Source organism: Streptomyces sp. NPDC059917 (assembly GCF_042730635.1).
GTDB lineage: Bacteria > Actinomycetota > Actinomycetes > Streptomycetales > Streptomycetaceae > Streptomyces.
On record NZ_JBHWLC010000051.1, the window covers coordinates 1 to 16921 of the forward strand.

15 protein-coding genes and 1 tRNA gene are annotated in these 16921 nt (G+C 73.1%); 11 read left to right on the forward strand and 5 right to left on the reverse strand.

The genetic code is table 11. From position 1 onward, the window contains the following. The first annotated feature begins 166 nt into the window (after window positions 1-166). A complete protein-coding gene (locus tag ACFWAR_RS26215; RefSeq protein WP_385781760.1) occupies window positions 167-991 on the forward strand; it encodes a 2OG-Fe dioxygenase family protein in 825 nt (274 codons plus the stop codon). A gap of 12 nt (window positions 992-1003) precedes the next feature. On the opposite strand, the gene ACFWAR_RS26220 is transcribed toward ACFWAR_RS26215, so the two are convergent. Beyond that, window positions 1004-1804, reverse strand: coding sequence for an inositol monophosphatase family protein (locus ACFWAR_RS26220; RefSeq protein ID WP_385781762.1), 801 nt, complete (start codon window positions 1802-1804; stop codon window positions 1004-1006). 191 nt (window positions 1805-1995) lie between these two features. Between ACFWAR_RS26220 and ACFWAR_RS26225 the strand changes: the two genes are divergently transcribed. Both ACFWAR_RS26225 and ACFWAR_RS26230 read left to right on the forward strand, forming a co-directional pair. After that, entirely contained in the window at window positions 1996-3594 is a 1599-nt protein-coding gene (locus tag ACFWAR_RS26225) for an FAD-dependent oxidoreductase (protein ID WP_385781765.1), read from the forward strand. Between the two features lie 98 nt (window positions 3595-3692). Beyond that, window positions 3693-4424 (forward strand): SDR family NAD(P)-dependent oxidoreductase, encoded by a 732-nt coding sequence (locus ACFWAR_RS26230; RefSeq protein WP_385781768.1) that lies wholly within the window; start codon window positions 3693-3695, stop codon window positions 4422-4424. Window positions 4425-4553: 129 nt separating this feature from the next. Here ACFWAR_RS26230 and ACFWAR_RS26235 read toward each other — a convergent pair whose 3' ends face one another. After that, window positions 4554-8276 carry a WD40 repeat domain-containing protein gene (locus tag ACFWAR_RS26235; protein ID WP_385781771.1) on the reverse strand — a complete coding sequence of 1241 codons (3723 nt, stop codon included), beginning with the start codon at window positions 8274-8276 and terminating at the stop codon, window positions 4554-4556. A gap of 130 nt (window positions 8277-8406) precedes the next feature. Between ACFWAR_RS26235 and ACFWAR_RS26240 the strand changes: the two genes are divergently transcribed. The 3 genes from ACFWAR_RS26240 to ACFWAR_RS26250 all read left to right on the forward strand — a co-directional run bounded on the left by ACFWAR_RS26240 (window position 8407) and on the right by ACFWAR_RS26250 (window position 10071). Then, the gene (locus ACFWAR_RS26240; protein WP_385781774.1) at window positions 8407-8835 is read left to right on the forward strand and encodes a hypothetical protein; all 429 of its coding nucleotides are present in this window, start codon (window positions 8407-8409) and stop codon (window positions 8833-8835) included. 587 nt (window positions 8836-9422) lie between these two features. After that, a complete protein-coding gene (locus ACFWAR_RS26245) occupies window positions 9423-9650 on the forward strand; it encodes a hypothetical protein (protein WP_385781777.1) in 228 nt (75 codons plus the stop codon). Window positions 9651-9678: 28 nt separating this feature from the next. Continuing rightward, window positions 9679-10071: a hypothetical protein gene (locus ACFWAR_RS26250; protein ID WP_385781780.1), complete on the forward strand. Its 393-nt coding sequence runs from the start codon at window positions 9679-9681 to the stop codon at window positions 10069-10071. A gap of 200 nt (window positions 10072-10271) precedes the next feature. On the opposite strand, the gene ACFWAR_RS26255 is transcribed toward ACFWAR_RS26250, so the two are convergent. Then, a tRNA-Gly gene (locus ACFWAR_RS26255) sits at window positions 10272-10390 on the reverse strand. Between the two features lie 161 nt (window positions 10391-10551). Here ACFWAR_RS26255 and ACFWAR_RS26260 point away from each other — a divergent pair. Next, entirely contained in the window at window positions 10552-11100 is a 549-nt protein-coding gene (locus ACFWAR_RS26260) for a hypothetical protein (protein ID WP_385781783.1), read from the forward strand. An 89-nt stretch (window positions 11101-11189) separates the two neighbouring features. Here ACFWAR_RS26260 and ACFWAR_RS26265 read toward each other — a convergent pair whose 3' ends face one another. Beyond that, window positions 11190-11351: a carbohydrate-binding protein gene (locus ACFWAR_RS26265; RefSeq protein WP_385781786.1), complete on the reverse strand. Its 162-nt coding sequence runs from the start codon at window positions 11349-11351 to the stop codon at window positions 11190-11192. 155 nt (window positions 11352-11506) lie between these two features. Beyond that, window positions 11507-12481, reverse strand: coding sequence for a GlxA family transcriptional regulator (locus tag ACFWAR_RS26270; RefSeq protein ID WP_385781789.1), 975 nt, complete (start codon window positions 12479-12481; stop codon window positions 11507-11509). A 297-nt stretch (window positions 12482-12778) separates the two neighbouring features. On the opposite strand from ACFWAR_RS26270, the gene ACFWAR_RS26275 reads away from it, so the two are divergent. From ACFWAR_RS26275 to ACFWAR_RS26290, 4 genes are all read left to right on the forward strand, one after another. Next, window positions 12779-13582, forward strand: coding sequence for a dienelactone hydrolase family protein (locus tag ACFWAR_RS26275; protein ID WP_385781792.1), 804 nt, complete (start codon window positions 12779-12781; stop codon window positions 13580-13582). Between the two features lie 99 nt (window positions 13583-13681). Beyond that, window positions 13682-13858 carry a hypothetical protein gene (locus ACFWAR_RS26280; protein ID WP_385781795.1) on the forward strand — a complete coding sequence of 59 codons (177 nt, stop codon included), beginning with the start codon at window positions 13682-13684 and terminating at the stop codon, window positions 13856-13858. A 289-nt stretch (window positions 13859-14147) separates the two neighbouring features. Beyond that, entirely contained in the window at window positions 14148-15467 is a 1320-nt protein-coding gene (locus ACFWAR_RS26285) for an aldehyde dehydrogenase family protein (RefSeq protein WP_385781797.1), read from the forward strand. A gap of 108 nt (window positions 15468-15575) precedes the next feature. Further along, window positions 15576-16757, forward strand: coding sequence for a nucleoside hydrolase (locus ACFWAR_RS26290; RefSeq protein WP_385781800.1), 1182 nt, complete (start codon window positions 15576-15578; stop codon window positions 16755-16757). Window positions 16758-16921 lie beyond the last annotated feature (164 nt).

A 16921-nucleotide genomic window follows, 5' to 3' on the forward strand; every position in this document is an offset into this window, starting at 1 on the left:
CACCTCGGGCGTCGGGCAACCGGCTCCCGTCGGGCGCGACGGCGAGGGCGGCGGCCTCGGCGGGCACCGGCGTCGGACGGCCGCACCACCGGCCGTGTGATCCTGTTCCCCTCACGCTCCGCTCCCGGAGCCGACCCGCCCCGACCTGTTGGAGAAGCGCGTGGACATGGCCGAACCCCAGCGGCGCCCGCCCCTCGAGGCGCCGCGCCCGGCCGGTGGCGCGGACGACCTGCGCGAGCGCGGGTTCGCACACTACGAAGCGGAGCGCCTCGCCGCCGTCCTGGCCTCGGACGCGGCCGGTCTGGCCCGGCTCCAAGAGGTGTGCGCGAGCCTGCCGCCCGACCCGCACGCACCCGGAACGCACCGCTTCCGCCGCTACTCCCACGCCGTGTACCTGCCGTGGCGGGATGAGCTGTCCTGGATCCCGGGGACCCCCGATCCCGTCCACGGCACGGTCACGGAGTTCTCCCACGGCGCGGACGACCCGCGGCACCGGCGGGGGCGGCGCGCCCTCCCCGAGGTTCCCGCGGCCCTGCGCGACGACGCGCTGCTGCCCCGACTGCTGCGGTGGGACGTCGAGCAGGCCGTGCGCGTACGGCCGGACCTGGGGAGGCGCCCGCTGTGGGTCGGTGTGCACCTGATCAAGCTCGCCGTCGAGGACCGCGACCAGGTGGCCGTCTCCACCCCGGACTGCCTGCACCAGGACGGCGGTTCGACCGGGACGTTCACCTTCGCCCACCTGATCAGCCGGACGAACGTGAGCGGCGGGCACAACGTCATCGCCACGCCGGACAGCGCCGGTCTGCGGCCCGATGACCCTGCGGCCCACGTCCACACCGGCTTCACCCTCACCGAGCCCCTGGAGGGCTACGCCGTCCACGACCACCGGGTCAGCCACTACGTCGCCCCGGTCCGCGCGGGCACGGGGCCCGGCCCGGGGGAACGCTCCGTCCTCATCGTCGGGCTCGCCCCGTACGTCCCCCAGCTGTGAGGCGGTTGCCGACTACGTCCGCTCGCGCACCATCGACAGGAGCGACCCGTGGGTCTCGGCGTCGGCCGCCACGAGGAGCCCACGCCCCGCGGGACCGAGCGGGGCGCCGTCGATCCCGCTGACCACGCAACCAGCGGCCCGGCACAGCGCGATCCCGGCCGCGAAGTGCACGCTCCGCGAGAGGTCGCCGCCATCGGTGACGTACGCGGCCCGCTTGCCGGCGGCGACCCAGGCCAGCGCCAGGGTCGTCGACACCACCCTGGGCCGGAAGTGCTCCGCGAACCGGGGGTGGGCCAGCAGGTCCACGGCACGGAACCCGGGCGAACTCGGGAACGGCGGATCCAGGTTGACGTCCACCAGCCGGGTGGCGGACGAGGGGGTCAACGGCGCGTCGTCGGCCCCGTCGCGGCGCACCCCGGCGCTCTCCCCGTCGGTGAAGAAGACCTCGCCGCCGAAGGGATCCGCCACGGCCGCCGCCCCCTCGCGCAGCGCCACGTTGACGGCCACCACCATGGTGCCCGCGGCGTAGTTGAGCGTCCCGCACAGGGGATCCACCCACCATTGCCGCGCGCTGTCGGGCGCGCCGTGCTGCCCGCCTTCCTCGCCGAGCACCGCGTCACCGGGGCGTGCGGCGCGGATGACGTCGAGGATCGCCCGCTCCGCCGCCACGTCGGCGGCGGTGGCGAAGTCCCCGTCCCCTTTGTCGATGCGGCCGAGCCGCTGACCGTACATCCTGCGCACGACGTCCGCACCGGCCCGCGCACCGGCTATCGCGACCGCGACGTCGTCCGAGCCCGCATGTGAGTTGATCATGCCGCGCAGCCTACCGACGCGGTGCCACCCGCCGCGGCCCGGCCACCGGTGGGGCCGGTCCAGGACAAATGGGGCGGGCGGTGTCGGCGGTTTGTCAGGTCTGTCGGTGTTCTGTCGGCGCGGGCTGACACCTTGTGAGGAGGAGCTGCCGGACGATTCGTCCGCCGCGGCGTTCGATGAGGGGATCTCTCGTGCACGACGTAGTCATCGTAGGAGCGGGCCCGGTCGGTCTGACCCTGGCCTGTGAACTCGGCCTCGCGGGTTGCTCGGTACTGGTGCTCGAACGGGAGCCGGAGCCCGGCTCCCCGTTACGGGCGGCCCCGCTCGGGATGCGGGGCCTGTCCACCGCGTCCGTCGAGGCGTTCTACCGGCGCGGCCTGTTGGAGCCGCTGCTGGCGGCGTCGGGCGTCCAGGAGATGTGGGCCCCGCTCGCCGGAGCGGGCGCGGCGTCCGCGCCGTCGTCCGGGCCCCGGATCGGCGGCCATTTCGCGGGGATGATCCTCGACGGGTCCCTGATCGACCTCACCGCCCTGCCCTTCCGGTTGTCCGGCCCGGCGGAGGAATCCGTGCAGACGCACCTCGAAGCGGTCGAGACGGTGTTGTCCGAGCGGGCGACGAAACTGGGGGTGGTGATCAAGCGGGGCGTCACGGCCTCGGCCGTCCTCCAGGACCGGGAGAGCGTGGTCGTCCGCGCCGACGAGGACGCGTACGAGGCACGCTGGCTCGTCGGCTGCGACGGTGGACGCAGCGCGGTGCGCAGTCTCACGGGCTTCGAGTTCGTCGGCACCGAGCCGCTGCTCACCGGATACACGATGCGCGCCACCCTCGCCGATCCGGAGCAGCTGGGCCACGGGTTCAACCTGACGCCGACGGGCATGTACCTGCGGATGGGCACCAACGGACACATCGCCATGCTGGACTTCGACGGCGGTGCCTTCGACCGCTCGCTGCCGCCGACCCACGAACACCTCCAAGACGTGCTGCGCCGGGTGTCCGGCAGCGACGTGACCATCGCCGAGGTCCACATCGCCTCCTCCTTCACCGACCGGGCGATGCAGGCGACGACCTATCGGCGGGGGCGCGTCCTGCTCGCGGGGGACGCCGCCCACATCCACTCGCCCCTCGGCGGCCAGGGCCTGAACACCGGCATCGGCGACGCCGTGAACCTGGGGTGGAAGCTCGCCGCCACCGTGCACGGGTACGCGCCGGACGCACTCCTCGACACCTACGCCGAGGAACGCCATCCGATCGGCGCCGCGGTCCTGGACTGGACGCGCGCCCAGGTGGCGATCATGCGGCCGGACGCGTACGCCCAGGCCATCCAGTCAGTGGTGCGCGATCTCATCGCCACCCGCGAAGGAGCGACCTACGTCTACGAGAAGCTGTCGGGGGCGTGGATCCGCTACGACCTCGGCAGCGAGCACCCGCTGGTCGGCCTCAGCGCCCCGGACTACGTCATGGCGGACGGGACCCGGCTCGGCGGCCTCATGACGGACGGGCGGGGGCTGCTGCTCGACTTCGGCGCCGGCCGAACCCTGCGGGCTCCGGCGGCGGGTTGGGCGGGCCGACTCCGGTACTTCGCCGGGGCCGCGGAGAACGACCTCGGGGTGGGTGCCGTGCTGGTGCGGCCGGACGGCGTGGTCGCCTGGGCGGGGGACCGGCAGCCCGATCGGGAGGACTTCGAGCGGGCCGCGGCCCGCTGGTTCGGCGCCGCCTCCACCACCGGCGTGCCGTCCGCGAACCGGCCCGCGGACGCCACCTCGCACACGGGCGCCTCGCGCCGACCGTGAGCGCTGGCCATCGGGTAGCCGGGCAGGGCCACCGCGCCTCCCCGACACCACGCCGCCCCGACACCTTCCCTTCCTGAACCAACCGAGAGGTGCACACCATGGCCACCAGGACAGCCCTGATCACCGGGACCAGCCGTGCGGCCGGACTCGGATTCGCCGTCGCCCGCGAACTGGCCGCTCACGGCCACCACGTGATCCTCACCGCCCGCGACCGGAGCGCGGCCGAACCGCTGGCCGCCCGGCTGCGCCAGGACGGCCACGCGGCCACGGCCCTGCGCCTGGACCTGTCCGACCGCGCGAGCATGGACGAGGCGGCCGGGCAGCTCGCCGAGACCTTCGGACACCTGGACGTCCTGGTCAACAACGCGAGCGCCATGCCCGACTTCCAGGTCCTCGACGCCCTGGACGCCGACATGGACGCCGTACGCATGGCGATGGAGGTCTCCGTGATCGGCCCGTGGGCGCTGACCCAGGCGCTGCTGCCGCTGTTGAAGGCCGCGCCCGCGGCGCGGATCGTCAACGTCTCCAGCCTGTCGGCCCAGCAGATCGCCACCGGCCTCGACCTCGGCGCACCCCTGCGCTCCCCGGCGTACTCGATGGCCAAATACACCCTCAACGCCCTGACCGGAGTCCTCGCGCGGGCCCTTTCCGGGACCTCGATCCTGGTGAACGCCGTCGACCCCGGCAACACCGCCACCCACCCCGAGCGCGGGGACGACGTCGGCGACCGGGCGGCCGCCGACAGCGCCCGCGACATCGTCCGGGCCGCCACGCTCGGCGCCGACGGCCCCACCGGCCGGCTCTTCGGCCCCGACCGCCCCGCGACCTGACCCACGCCCCGCACCCGCCGCCCGCCCGACGCTCGGATCGGGAGGTCGGTGGGGGAGGGCTTCACCACCCGGGACGCCGTCGCGAACACCGGCGGGGGCGCGGTACCGACCGGTCCGGCCGCCCCGGCGCTACGGGCACGAGGACCGGTACGGCACCGAGGGCAGGTGGTCAGACCACTGCTCCCGGGTGAGGCTCCGCCCCGCCGCCCGACAGACGGCGGCAGCGGCGGGGCCGGGGTCGAGCGGCCAGCGGACCACGCGGCCGTCCTCGGCGCCGGAGAGCAGCGCGCCGTCGACGGTGAAGGCCAGCGCCCTGATCCGCGCCGTGTGACCGGTGAGCGTGGCCAGCCTGCTCCGCGTCGCCACGTCCCACACGATCACCGTGCCGTCGTCACCGGCCGAGGCGAGCCGCTGCCCGTCCCGGCTGAACGCGAGCGTCTGCACGGCCGCACTGTGCCCCGTCAACAGCGCGGTCCGGCGACCGGTCCGGCCGTCGCGCAGCGCCACCGTGCGGCCGTCGCCGGAAGTGGCCAGCACGCTGCCGTCCGGGCTCAGCGCCAGGGCCTGCACCGCGCCCTGGCCGGTGTCGTCGCGGCTCAGCAGCGCCCCCGAGGCCGCGTCCCAACGCATCAGCTTGCCCGACGGCCCGACGCCCAGCAGATGGTCCCCCGAGGGGAGGAAGGCCACCGCGGTGGCCAGCCGCGAGGCATAGCGCGCGGTGACGTCCACCGGCGCGGCCGGAGCGCTGACGTCCCAGGCGAACAGGCCGAGTGCCGCCACCACCAGCAGCCTGCCTCCGGGCGCGAAGGCGATGCCGGTCGCGGAGCCGAAGCCGAACGGGCCCAGCGGCTCGCCCAACCTGCGGTGCTGCGCGGTGTCCCAGAGGGTGACCATGCGGTTCCGGCTCACCGCGGCCAGGAGGCGGCCGTCCGGGTTGAAGGCGACCGCGGTCACCTCGTCCTGATGGCCGTCCAGCACGGCGATCGGCTTGCCGACACGGTCCCAGAGCCGCACGGCGCCGTCGCTTCCGGCCGTCGCGACCGTGGCGCCGTCGGGGCTGACCCGGACATCGGTCACCTTCGCGCTGAAGCCGCCGAACGGCTCGGCCGCCAGGTCGTGCACCACGATGGAGCCGTTGTAACCGGCCGAGGCGAGCATGCCGCCGTCCCGGCTGAGCGCCACCGACACCGTCTCGCTGCGCCCACGGTCCGGGTACGAGCCGAGCGCCACCCCCCGCCGGAAGTCCCAGAGGCGCACCGTTCCCGCCTCGTCGGCCACCGCGATCCGCTCCCCGGCCGGTGCGGAGGGCGTCCAGGCGTACGAGGCCTTGAGCGCCGGTGGCGCGATCGCCGCCGGGGTCGGGCCGCTCAGGTCCCACAGGCTCAGGCCGTGGTCGTCGGCCGAGGCCGCCAGGATCCGCCCGCTCGCGCCGAAGGACACCGAATCGGAACGGGCGGCGTCCAGTTGGGCGATCCGTCGGCCGGTCGCGACCTCCCACACCAGCGGTCCGTCGGCGCCGGAGGCGGACACCAGCAGGCCCCCGTCCGGGCTGAAGGCCAGCGAGGTGACCTGGGCGGGTCCGGCCGCCAGGACCGTCCGGGCGCCGCTGGAGAGGTCGTGCAACGCGATGGAGCCGCCCGCCGCCCCGACCGCCACCAGGCGCCCGTCCGCGCTGAACGCCATGCCCCGGCCCCCGCCGTCCTCCACCAGCCGGTTGACCTGGCGCCGCTGGGCCACGTCCCAGACGATCACCGAGCCGGACGCGCCGTCGGTCCTCGACGAGGCCAGCAGCCGCCCGTCCCCGCTGAACTGCACGTGCTGCACCAGGCCCTGATCACCGGCGAACTCGGCCACCGCGGCACCGGTCGCCGGGTTCCAGAGGGTCACGGATCCGGAGCCCCCCGAGGCGAGCAGCGTGCGGTCGGGGTTGAAGGCCACGGTGTACACGGGCACGCCCGGAGTGCCGAACTCGGTACGGCGCGGCGCGGCGGCCGCGCTCAGCACGGCGCCCCGGGTGTCGGCGTCCGGGTGCATCCGGGCGGCCGTCACCGCCAGAAGCCCCGCGAGGGCCGGGTCGCTCCCCAACAGCGAGCGGGACTTCAAGGCCAACTCCCCGGCCAGGGCGGCCGTCTGGCGCCGCTGGGCGTCCTGGCGCTGGCTGAGCGCGATCCCACCGGTGAGCAGCGCCAGTACCAGCAGCACCGCCGTGCAGGCGACCAGCCGCTGCAACAGGCGGGTCCGTCGGCGGACCGCCGCCTCTTCGGCCGCCGCCAGCCCCGCGCCCGCCGCCAGGAAGTCCGCCTCCCACTGGTTCGCCTCGCCCGGGTGCTCCGCCGCCCAGGCCCGCGCGGTCTGCAACTGGATGCCCCGGTAGAGCGCACCGGGGTCCCGGCCCAGTGCCCGCCAGTGCTGGGCGGCATCGGTCAGCCGCCGGTGCACCAGCAGGCTCGCGCGGTCGTCGGTCAGCCAGCGGTGCAGCCGGGGCCAGGCCCGGATCAGGGCCTCGTGGGCCAGCTGGACGACCTCCCGGTCCAGCACGATCAGCCGGGCCCCGGCCAGCGCCTCCAGTACCTCCGCGAGATCCTCGTCATCGGCCAGGCCGGACAGTTCGTCCCGGGTGATCGGGCGGCGGGTGTCCTCGGTGCCTTCGCCCAGGGCGGCCAGCCGGAGGAAGATCCGCCGGGCCAGGTCCTGCTGCGGTCCGAGCCGCTGGTAGGCCCCTTCGGCCGTCTGCGCCAGGGCTCCGCGCACACCGCCGCAGGCCCGGTAGGTGGCCGCCGTGAGCTCCTCACCGGTGCGCTGGTGCCAGGTCTCCAGCAGCGCGTGCGAAAGGAGCGGCAGGGAGCCCGGCTGCTCGGCCGCGTCCGCCAGGACCACCGCCGCGAGCTCCGGGTCCAACCGCATGCCGGCCCGAGCGGCCGGTCGCACCACGATCTCGCGCAGCTCGGCCTGCGAGGGCGGCCCCAGCAGGAGCTGGGCCTCGTCGCGCAGCGCCTCGGTCAGCCCGGGGTGCCGGGTGACGCGGCCCAGGAAGTCGGCCCGTACCCCGAGGACGACGGTGGTGCGTCGGCCCGGCCCGTGCGTCGCGTCCAACAGGGCGTCGATGAAGCGGAAGGCCTCCGTTTCGTCGGCGCAGAGGGTGAACAGCTCCTCGAACTGGTCGACCACCAGCAGCAGCCGCGTCTCCTCGGGGCCCGCCGCCAGCGCGCCGCGCACGGCGATGTCCAGGGCGGCCGGATCGGCCGTCAGGTCCTCGTACAGCTTGTCGGCATCACCGTCGGACAACTTCGCCAGCCGGTCGGACAACTCCTCGAGCGGGTGCGCCGTCGGGGTCATCAGGACGGTCCGCCAGCGGCTCGCGGTGTCCCCACCGGCTTCCACCGCACCGAGCAGCCCGGCCCGCAGCAGCGAGGACTTGCCACTGCCGGAAGCCCCGAACAGGCCGACCAGGGGCAGTCGTTCGACCCTCTCGCGCAGCCGCTCGGACATCTGCGAACGGCCGAAGAACCAGAGGGCGTCCTCGGGCTGGAAGGTCGCCAGACCCTGGTACGGGCACGGCTGCGCCGCGCTCTCGCGCACCGACTCCCCGCCGGCGTCGGCCGCTGCCTCCCACCGCGTCCGCCACTCCGCTTCATCGCCCCCGCAGGCCTGCGCATAGGCCAGCGTGACCTCCAGCGAGGGCAGCCGTATGCCCTTGGCGGCCTCGGCGAGCGTGCTGGCGGAGTAGTGGACGCGCTGGGCCATCACCCGGTAGCCGGGACGCCCGGCCCCGTCCCGCAGCTCGCGCAGCCCGGCCGCCAGCAGTGCTGTCCGGCCGCCGTCCGGGTCGAGCGGCTTCTCCGGACGGCCCACGCCCCACCCCCTGTTGACCACGGTTGTTTGTCCGGCGCCCAGCCGCCTGCCGGACAAACTCTGGGGCGATTAGACAGGGTGTCGCAGCGGCTGTCCAGGCCGCTCCCAGCCAGCAGACGAAGGAGCCCTCATGGCCCGCGAACGCTCATGGATCCGCCGCAACTCGGTCGTCCTCGGCCTCCCCGCCCTCCTCACCGCCTTCGCCGCCCCGGCCCTGGTGGCGCCCGTCCAGGCGCAGGCCGCCGTCCAATCCACGTACACGACCACGACCTTCGGCACCGCCAACGGCTACAACTACACGGACTGCCTCACCAACGGCTGGGCCACCCGCTGCAAGCTCCGCGGCTACCTCTACGGCGCCCAGAACTACGTCTACTGCAAGCGGTGGGGCGACGAGGTGCGCGACTCCTCGGGCAACTACAACCACTGGTGGCTGAAGACGGACCTCGACACCAACCTCTGGGGCGGCGGCCCGGCCTACGTCTCGGCCTACTACCTCACCAAGTGGGGCAACGACGAGGCCAAGGACGACTGGGGCAACACCATCCCCAACTGCTGATCTCCGACCACCGACCCGAAGGGCCGTCACGGGGGGCGGCACCTTCGAGAGGGTGAACAGCGGTGCGACCGCCGACCAGCGAGCACCCGGCGCCACCGCCCCAGCAGCCCACGAAACGGCCGCTGGGGCGGACCGCCCACCGTCACCAGCAGCGCTTGTCGAAGCACTGGCGTCCGCCTGCCCGTACGTTCGCGCCCGTCACGCGGGCGACCAGCGCCTCCAAGGAATCCGGCACGGTAGAGCACCTCCAACTCCTCCCCGCAGACGGTGAATGGCTCGTCCGGGTCCGCCGGACCACTTACTGGGCTCTCGGTCATGACCGGCTGACCGGTCTCGCATCCGAGGCCGGATTCGTCACCCCTCGATGGCGAATGCCACAGGAGACGACCTCCTTCCAACCCCTGCTCGTGGCCCGCTCCGCGAGGAACCCGTTCCAACGCTCGGTGTGGGACGGCCGACGGCAGTCTGTCTCGGCCGGGTGCCGGCGAGACGGCGGGCGCCTCACGGTGCCAAGCGGTCAACCCGCGGTCCCAAGAGCCCGGTGTAGCCTTCTGGCCGTTCGTTTTACGGCATGGGGTGGAGATGCGATGGACGTAGCGCGGGTCATGGAGTCGTTGGCGGAGCAGGGTGTGACGGTGTTGCTCAAGGTCGACGCCGAGCGCATGCGCGATGCGGCGAATCCCTGGACGTTCGTCGCGAGCGGGGCTCCGTTGCGGGATGACCTCCTGGTTCGGACGGACGCCGTCTCTCTGGAGGCGTGCCTGGAGGCCTGTCTTCCGAAGCTTCGTGAGCTTGGCCTGGTGATTCCCGATTGACGGAACGGTGCAGGGTGGGCACCAAGCCGTGATCCAGCTTCCCGAAGGGTCATGGTGGGACTGGGACATCGTCGACTGGGCCCCTGGGTGGTTGCGTCTGGGCGCCGGGCATGACATCTCGTATGCCCACGGCCTGGAGCTGGTGTTCAGCGACCCCGTCCTCGTTACGTGTCCGTCCTTCTTCCAGGATCCGGTGTTTCGTGCGCCCATGCCTGACGAGGTCAGGCTCGTCGCTCGGCAGGTCGGTGAGACACCTCCCGTGCTGATTGCCTTCGAGGCCGATGCGGGCGGGCCGGGTCCGGTCTCCGGCCTGATCGCGGCCGGGCAGCTCGACATCGTCCAGGGAACCGTCTTCCGTTACTGGCGCCAGGATCTGGCAGCCGGTGAGCGTCTGGCTCCCTGGGTGAAACCTCCGGCTTGATCAGTCCTCGGCCTGTGCGACCACCTCACTGTGGGCTTCGCCCGAAGGCGGGAAGGCCGCGGATGCGGCGGCAGCTCGACCTTCGAGGTCCGTGCCCGGCAAGAACCCCGATGACTTCAAAACGAGGGGCTCCGGCTCAACTTCTGGGGAACCGGCGCGACGCGGCAGGACCGCGCGCAGCACTACGTGCAGGTCGGTACCGGTGCCGACGGGATTCGAACCCGCGGACAGATGGGAGCAGATCCGCCCCGTCTCCCTCAGTCGCCATGGGAGGGATCTCGCCCACGGCGGTCGCAATGGGCCGCTCTGCCACGGCACCGCAACCTGCGGGAGTACGCGCACTCCCGCTCCGGCTCAGGGTAGGGACACCGTCGCCCGCGGACGAATCCTTATCGCGGACACCGGCCGCCACTCCCTTGCGGTGCAGCGGGGGTTAACCGGTGGTCCTGGTACGGCGAAGAGCGGTATGTACTGGTGTCCATGGGACACACTGCGGCGTTCGCGCTGCTGAGGACGACCGACCTCGACGCGATCTTCTGGCTCGCCGACCGGCTCCTGGCGCTGTCGGTGCCGGATTCACGGGGTGGCACCGAGATCTGGGCCGAGGTATCGACCCGGGCAGAGGTCAGGCGGCTGCTGGAGGCCGTCCCCGACGCCGAGGTCGGCGAAGGGCACAAGAAGGATGCGGCGACACCGGGAGACTCGCCCCTTCCCTACGGTCCTTGCCTGATCTTCCTGGAGCTCTCCGGTTCGGAACGGGCACCGAGCGCGGCTCGCGCCGCGCTCGGAGTCCATGACCGCGTGGAGGTCCACTGGGATGCCATCCGCTGGCCGGAAGTGCCGGACCTCGGGCTGGAGTGGACCTGGAAGTACGCCCGCCTCCAGGTGAGCCTGCACCACGACGGCGTCGACTTCGACGGCCCGCGGACGGAAGACCACGCGCTCTTCGTCCATGTCGGCGAGGAGGAGCGCGCCGTGTGGCTCGCCGCGCAGGTGGGCGCCGTCATCGGCGGGCACACGATCTGCTGAAGAGCACCGGGCTCGATCGCTTCGATGCGGCCGTCGTCGGCCCGGACGGTCACCCGCGGCCAGCCGGTACTTCCGCGTCCGGCCACCGGTTACGCGGAGTACTGCTGCCAGAGCTTCACGGCCGTCTTCGGGTTGGTCGCGGAGTTGGACTTGTTCGCCACCAGACAGCGGTACTGCTTCCCCTGGTAGGAGACGCGGTCGTTCTCCCCGTACTGCCGATTGACTTTCCAGTCCGAAAATCCTGCTGCCATGTGGACGTACCTTTCATCGGGCCGAGCCGCTGCCCGACCTGCCCGCATCCTCCCACGTCATGGGCCTGCCACGACCCCGGGACCGGGCGCGCCCGCAGCACGCCCCGCGACCGGCGCCCCGAGCGGGCGGCGCCACGGCACGTCCCCGGTCGGCGTCACCGGGATCCTGGGCGAGCCGGACGACCCGGCGGGCTCGTGACCTGCCGGACTTCGGGGTCGGCCGGCCGCCCCGTCCGGCGAAAGGCGGCTCGGTAGGCGCTCGGGGACCGGCCCGTGTGGCGACCGAAGAGGGCGGCGAAGGTCCCGGGGTCCCGGTAGCCGACAGCCGCTGCGACGGCGGCGACGGTACGGTCGGTGGTCTCCAGGAGATGACGGGCCCGGCGGACCCGGGAGGTCTGCAGATGGGCCAGGGGACTGTGGCCGGTCTCCTCGGCGAAGCGGCGCAACAGGGTGCGGGTGCTGACGCGGAACGTCTCCGAGAGGGCGGTGAGGTCGTAGCGCTCGGCGAGGTTCTGGTCGAGGTGCCGCATGACCCGGTGGGAGAAGTCCCGGCCCGACCGGGGAAGGAGCCGGGCATCGACGTACGGGGTCTGGGAGGTGCGGGCGTCGTCCACGAGCGCCACTCGGGCAACGGCGCGGGCCACCCGGGATCCGTCGTGTCGGCGGATCAGGTCCAACGCGAAGTCGTACATGGCGCTGAAGGCGGCTGTGGTGGTCACCCCCGCGTCGGTGACGACCAGGTGCTCGGGCCGGACGTCGGCGTCCGGGCAGCGCCGCGCCAGTTCGGCGGCGTACAGCCAGGAAGTGGTGGCCGTGCGCCGATCGAGCAGGCCCGCCTCGGCGAGGAGGAACGCGCCGACGCACAGGGAGACGACGGCGGTGCCGGCGGCGGCCGCCGCGCGGATCGCAGCGATCTCGGGCGCGAGCACGGCGAGCCGTGCGTCGAGGTCCGTGTCCGGGTGCAGCTCGAAGCCCGGGACCACCAGGACGTCGACCTCACGCAAGGGGCGCACCTCCAGTCCCGCGCCACCGGACGCCGTGACCCGGCGGCGGGGGGAGACGACCGAGACCCGGTAACCAGGTGCGTCCGGCCCGGCGACGTGCCCGGCCATCGTCAACAGGTCGGGCACGCCGAACACCTCGGAGGCGAAGCAGCCCGGGTACGCCAGGATCCCGATCCGCAGCGCGCCGCCCTCCCCGGGACCCGTACCCGGACCCGTACCGGTACCCGGACCCGTATCAGCGCGGTCGTGCGCTCGCGGCGCGGGTCCCGCTCCCGCCCCCGGCCCGGTGCCCGCTGGTGGGCGCCCCCGGCCTCCGGTCGTCGACGCCATGGCGATCTCCCCCTCCGCCTGTGGCGAGATTACCCCTGGCCCTGGCGATCTCGCCCCTCGCCCGACCGTCCGTCCCGGGCCCAGGCTGGCCCCATGAGCGACGACGATCCGATCACCGACTTCATCCGCCGCGACGTGGCCGTGGAGGGGGTGGAGAAGACGGTGTACGTGGCCGGGGTGGGCCCCGCGGTCGTGGTACTGCCCGAGATGCCGGGGATCAGCCCCGATGTGCTGCGGCTCGCGCGCTGGGTGCGGGAGGCGGGGTTCACCGTTCACGTGCCGTCCCTGTTCGGGACGGACGGTGCCTTCCCCACGGTCGAAGGCGGCCGGGAGGTCATCCGCCGGGCCTGCGTCAGCGCGGAGTTCCGCGCCTTCGCGGGGGGCGGCACCAGTCCGGTGACGCACTGGCTGCGCGGCCTGGCGCGCCAGGCCCACGCCGCGTGCGGCGGGCCGGGAGTGGGTGCGATCGGTCTGTGCTTCACCGGCAACTTCGCCCTCACCATGGCCTTGGAGCCCGCGGTGATCGCCCCGGTGGTCAACCACCCGTCGCTGCCCCTCGACGACCCCGGCGGGCTCGAACTCGACGCGGCGGACGCGCGGGCCGTACGCGACCGGCTCCACCGCGACGGACTCACCGTCCTCGCCTACCGCTTCGCGGGCGACCGCTGGTGCACGGGGCAGCGCTTCGCCGCGTACCGGGCGCTGTTGGGCGATGCCTTCGACGGGCGCGTCCTCCCCGACGCTGCCGCGAACCCGGCCCCGCCGCCCTTCTTCGCCGACCTGGTGACCACCCCGCACAGCGTCGTCACCGCCCACCTCGTGGACGAGCGCGGTCACCCCACGACGCGGGCCCGCGACGAGATCCTCGCGTTCCTCACGGACCGCCTCCGCCCGTAGGGGAGCCGACCGCTGCCCGGGCGCAGTTGCGGCGGTGACGGCCCTGCATGCGGCCGGGATGCCGGGGCATACGGATGTCACCCTCTGGAAGGAGTAGCGATGCTCGGTATCGCGGCCGCCGTCTTGTTCTTCATCAGCTTCTTGATCAACGCGGCGGAGATCTCGACGAACCACGTCTTCTCGTCCGGCAATTTCATGATCCTCGGTCTGATGCTGCTCGCGCTCCACGTGGCCGGCGTCGGCGGCGCCTGGACGACCCGTCGTCGGCGCCGCTGAGCACCGCAGGGAGCCGTCGACCGGTGACGGCGGCTGGAGTGTCGCCGGGACCACGGGCCCCTCGTCCCCGGGATGCGCGCGTGTCCGCCCGGGGGCGGGCACCGGTCCCGGCGGCGGCGTTCGACGAGCCCGGCCGTGGCGGTGGGCAGGAGACCGAGGAAAGGTCCCGCGACCGCCCCGCCGGGACGGCCGGGACCTCGGTGCGGGAATATCCCCGACGCTTTAGTTGCTATGTACACCGAACTGCGCGGGCGACACCGTATCCCGCGCGACCTGCCAGGAGATGCGCATGTCGGACCGCACACCCGAACAGTCCGCAGACGTCGTCGCACGACTTCGGACCGCCTTCGCCACCGGCCGTACGAAGCCGCTGAGCTGGCGCACCAGCCAGCTCGAAGCGCTGCGGACGCTGCTGACCGAGCGGGGCGAGGAGCTGGCCGCCGCGCTGCGGAGCGACCTGGGCAAGAGCCGGGAGGAGGCGTACCGCACCGAGATCGACTTCACCGTGCGCGAGATAGACCACACCCTCGACCACCTGGCCGACTGGCTGCGTCCCCGGCCCGCGCCGGTACCGGAGCGGCTGAGCCCGGCGACCGCGCACACCGTGCAGGACCCGCTCGGTGTGGTCCTCGTCATCGCCCCCTGGAACTATCCCCTCCAGCTGCTGCTGGCTCCGGTCGTCGGCGCGCTGGCGGCGGGCAACTGCGTCGTCGCCAAGCCCAGCGAACTGTCGCCCGCCACCTCGCGTGCGGTCGCCGACCTCCTGCCGCGCTACCTCGACCGCGAAGCCGTGGCCGTGGTGGAGGGCGCGGTGCCCGAAACCACCGAGCTGCTGGCCCAGCGGTTCGACCACATCTTCTACACGGGCAACGGCCAGGTCGGCCGGATCGTCATGCGGGCCGCCGCCGAGAACCTCACGCCCGTCACGCTCGAACTCGGCGGCAAATCACCGGTCTTCGTCGACCGCGGTACAGACATCGGCGTCGTCGCGGCCCGGCTGGCGGCCACCAAGTTCATGAACGCGGGCCAGACCTGCGTCGCGCCCGACTACGTGCTGACCGATCCCGACACCGCCGCGGAGTTGGAGCAGGCCCTCGTGAAGGCCTTGCACGGGCTCTACGGCGAGGACCCCGCGACGGCCCCGGACTACGGCCGGATCATCAACGAGCGCCACTTCGACCGCCTCACCGGCCTGCTCGACTCCGGGCGCACCGTCGTCGGCGGTACGCACGACCGGGCCGATCGCTACATCGCTCCGACCGTTCTGGCCGGGGTGGCACCCGATTCCCCGGTCATGCGCGAGGAGATCTTCGGCCCGATCCTGCCCGTGGTCGAGGTGGCCGACCTCGACGAGGCCATCGCCTTCATCGGTGACCGTGACAAGCCCCTGGCGCTGTACGCCTTCACCGAGTCCGACACCACCCGCGAACGCCTGAGCCGGGAGACCTCCTCCGGCGGCCTGACGTTCAACCTGCCGGTCGCCCACCTCACCGTCTCCGACCTGCCCTTCGGCGGCGTGGGGGAGAGCGGCATGGGCAACTACCACGGCCGCTACTCCCTGGACACCTTCAGCCACCGCAAGGCCGTCCTGGACAAGCCCCTGGGGTAGTGCTGCACATGGGGCAGGTCTCCGCGCCCGGGGGGATCCACCCCTTGCCGTTGACCGGATTGCTTCCGATACTCGCGCGGCCCATCACCCCGCTCCGTGGAGGTCCCCGTGCGCAGTAGTGCCCTGCCCCTACCCGTGTTGGCCCTGTTGTCCCTGGTCGCGGCAGTCGTGCCGGCCACCCCTGCCGTGCCCGTCTCTGCCGCCGCCCCCGTGCCCGTCTCCGCCGTCGTCGCCGCCCCCGTCCCCGCCTCCGCCGCCGTTTCCGCTCCCCTCCCCGGTGCGCGCAAGGTGATCCTCGACGCCGACATGGGTGAGCTGAACGACGACGCCGTCACGATGTTCATGCTGGCGAAGTCGCCCCGGATCGACCTGGTCGGCGTCACCGTGGTCTCCGGCAACACGTGGGTCGAGGAGGGCACGGCCTACGCCCTGCGGCAGTTGGAGATCGCGGGCCGTCCCGAGGTGCCGGTGGCCGTCGGGGCGGGGGAGCCGCTGATGCCCGGCCGTCAGGAGCGGCTCGCCGCCGAGAACGCCCTCTACGGGACCGCTCCGTGGACGGGGGCCTTCGAATCCCCGCGCCCGCCCTCCTACGACCGGCTCGCCAAGGCCCCGTACGGCGGCTACCCCCGCACCCGGCCGGTGCGTGCCACGGCGGTCGAGTTCCTCGTGGAGCAGGTCAGGAAGTACCCGCACCAGATCACCCTCATCGAGGCGGGGCCGGCCACCAACCTCGCGCTGGCCGCCCGCAGCCACCCGGACATCGTGCCGCTGCTCAAAGAGGTCATCTACATGGGCGGGGCCTTCGACAAGCCGGGGAACATCACCCCGGCGGCCGAGTTCAACTGGTGGTTCGACCCGGAGGCGGCCCGGATCGCGGTGCGGACCCCCTTCGCGAAGCAGACCGTGCTGCCGGACGACGCGGCCGTGGGCGTGCGGTACACGCGCAAGGAGTACGAGGCCCTCGTCGCGGGCCCGCTCACCCCCGTGACCCGGATGTTCAAGGACATCCAGGGGCCGGAGTTCGCCAAGGACCCGGCCCACTTCACCTACGTGTGGGACGCCCTGACCGCGGCCGTACTGCTGGACCCCTCGCTCGCGGTCGCGGCCGAGGAACGGTACGTCGACGTGGACGCGGCCTTCGGGCCGGACTACGGGCGGTCGATCGGGTACCGGCTGGACGAGTTCGCGGCGCCGCGCAACCCGGTGGGCACCCGCAAGGCCACCGTGGTCACCCGGATCGACGCGGGACGCTTCTGGCCGCTCGCCACGGGGCTGCTGCGCCGCCCCTGAGATGAAACGTGTCACCCGCCTGCGGAACCGGGCCTCCCCGGGGTCTTGCGGTTGCACCGGTTGCTTCCCATACTCCGCGCAACACGAATTGCCAACTCGAGTTGCGGCAGCGGTCCGTGACCGCGCGCGGTGGTGGGGCGGGCTGAACTCCGCCTCCTGAACAG

Coding starts and splice junctions, on each gene's coding strand:
- ACFWAR_RS26215 (WP_385781760.1), top strand. CDS start 167: ATGGCCGAACCCCAGCGGCGCCCGCCCCTCGAGGCGCCGCGCCCGGCC.
- ACFWAR_RS26220 (WP_385781762.1), bottom strand. CDS start 1,804: ATGATCAACTCACATGCGGGCTCGGACGACGTCGCGGTCGCGATAGCC.
- ACFWAR_RS26230 (WP_385781768.1), top strand. CDS start 3,693: ATGGCCACCAGGACAGCCCTGATCACCGGGACCAGCCGTGCGGCCGGA.
- ACFWAR_RS26240 (WP_385781774.1), top strand. CDS start 8,407: ATGGCCCGCGAACGCTCATGGATCCGCCGCAACTCGGTCGTCCTCGGC.
- ACFWAR_RS26245 (WP_385781777.1), top strand. CDS start 9,423: ATGGACGTAGCGCGGGTCATGGAGTCGTTGGCGGAGCAGGGTGTGACG.
- ACFWAR_RS26260 (WP_385781783.1), top strand. CDS start 10,552: ATGGGACACACTGCGGCGTTCGCGCTGCTGAGGACGACCGACCTCGAC.
- ACFWAR_RS26265 (WP_385781786.1), bottom strand. CDS start 11,351: ATGGCAGCAGGATTTTCGGACTGGAAAGTCAATCGGCAGTACGGGGAG.
- ACFWAR_RS26275 (WP_385781792.1), top strand. CDS start 12,779: ATGAGCGACGACGATCCGATCACCGACTTCATCCGCCGCGACGTGGCC.
- ACFWAR_RS26280 (WP_385781795.1), top strand. CDS start 13,682: ATGCTCGGTATCGCGGCCGCCGTCTTGTTCTTCATCAGCTTCTTGATC.
- ACFWAR_RS26285 (WP_385781797.1), top strand. CDS start 14,148: ATGTCGGACCGCACACCCGAACAGTCCGCAGACGTCGTCGCACGACTT.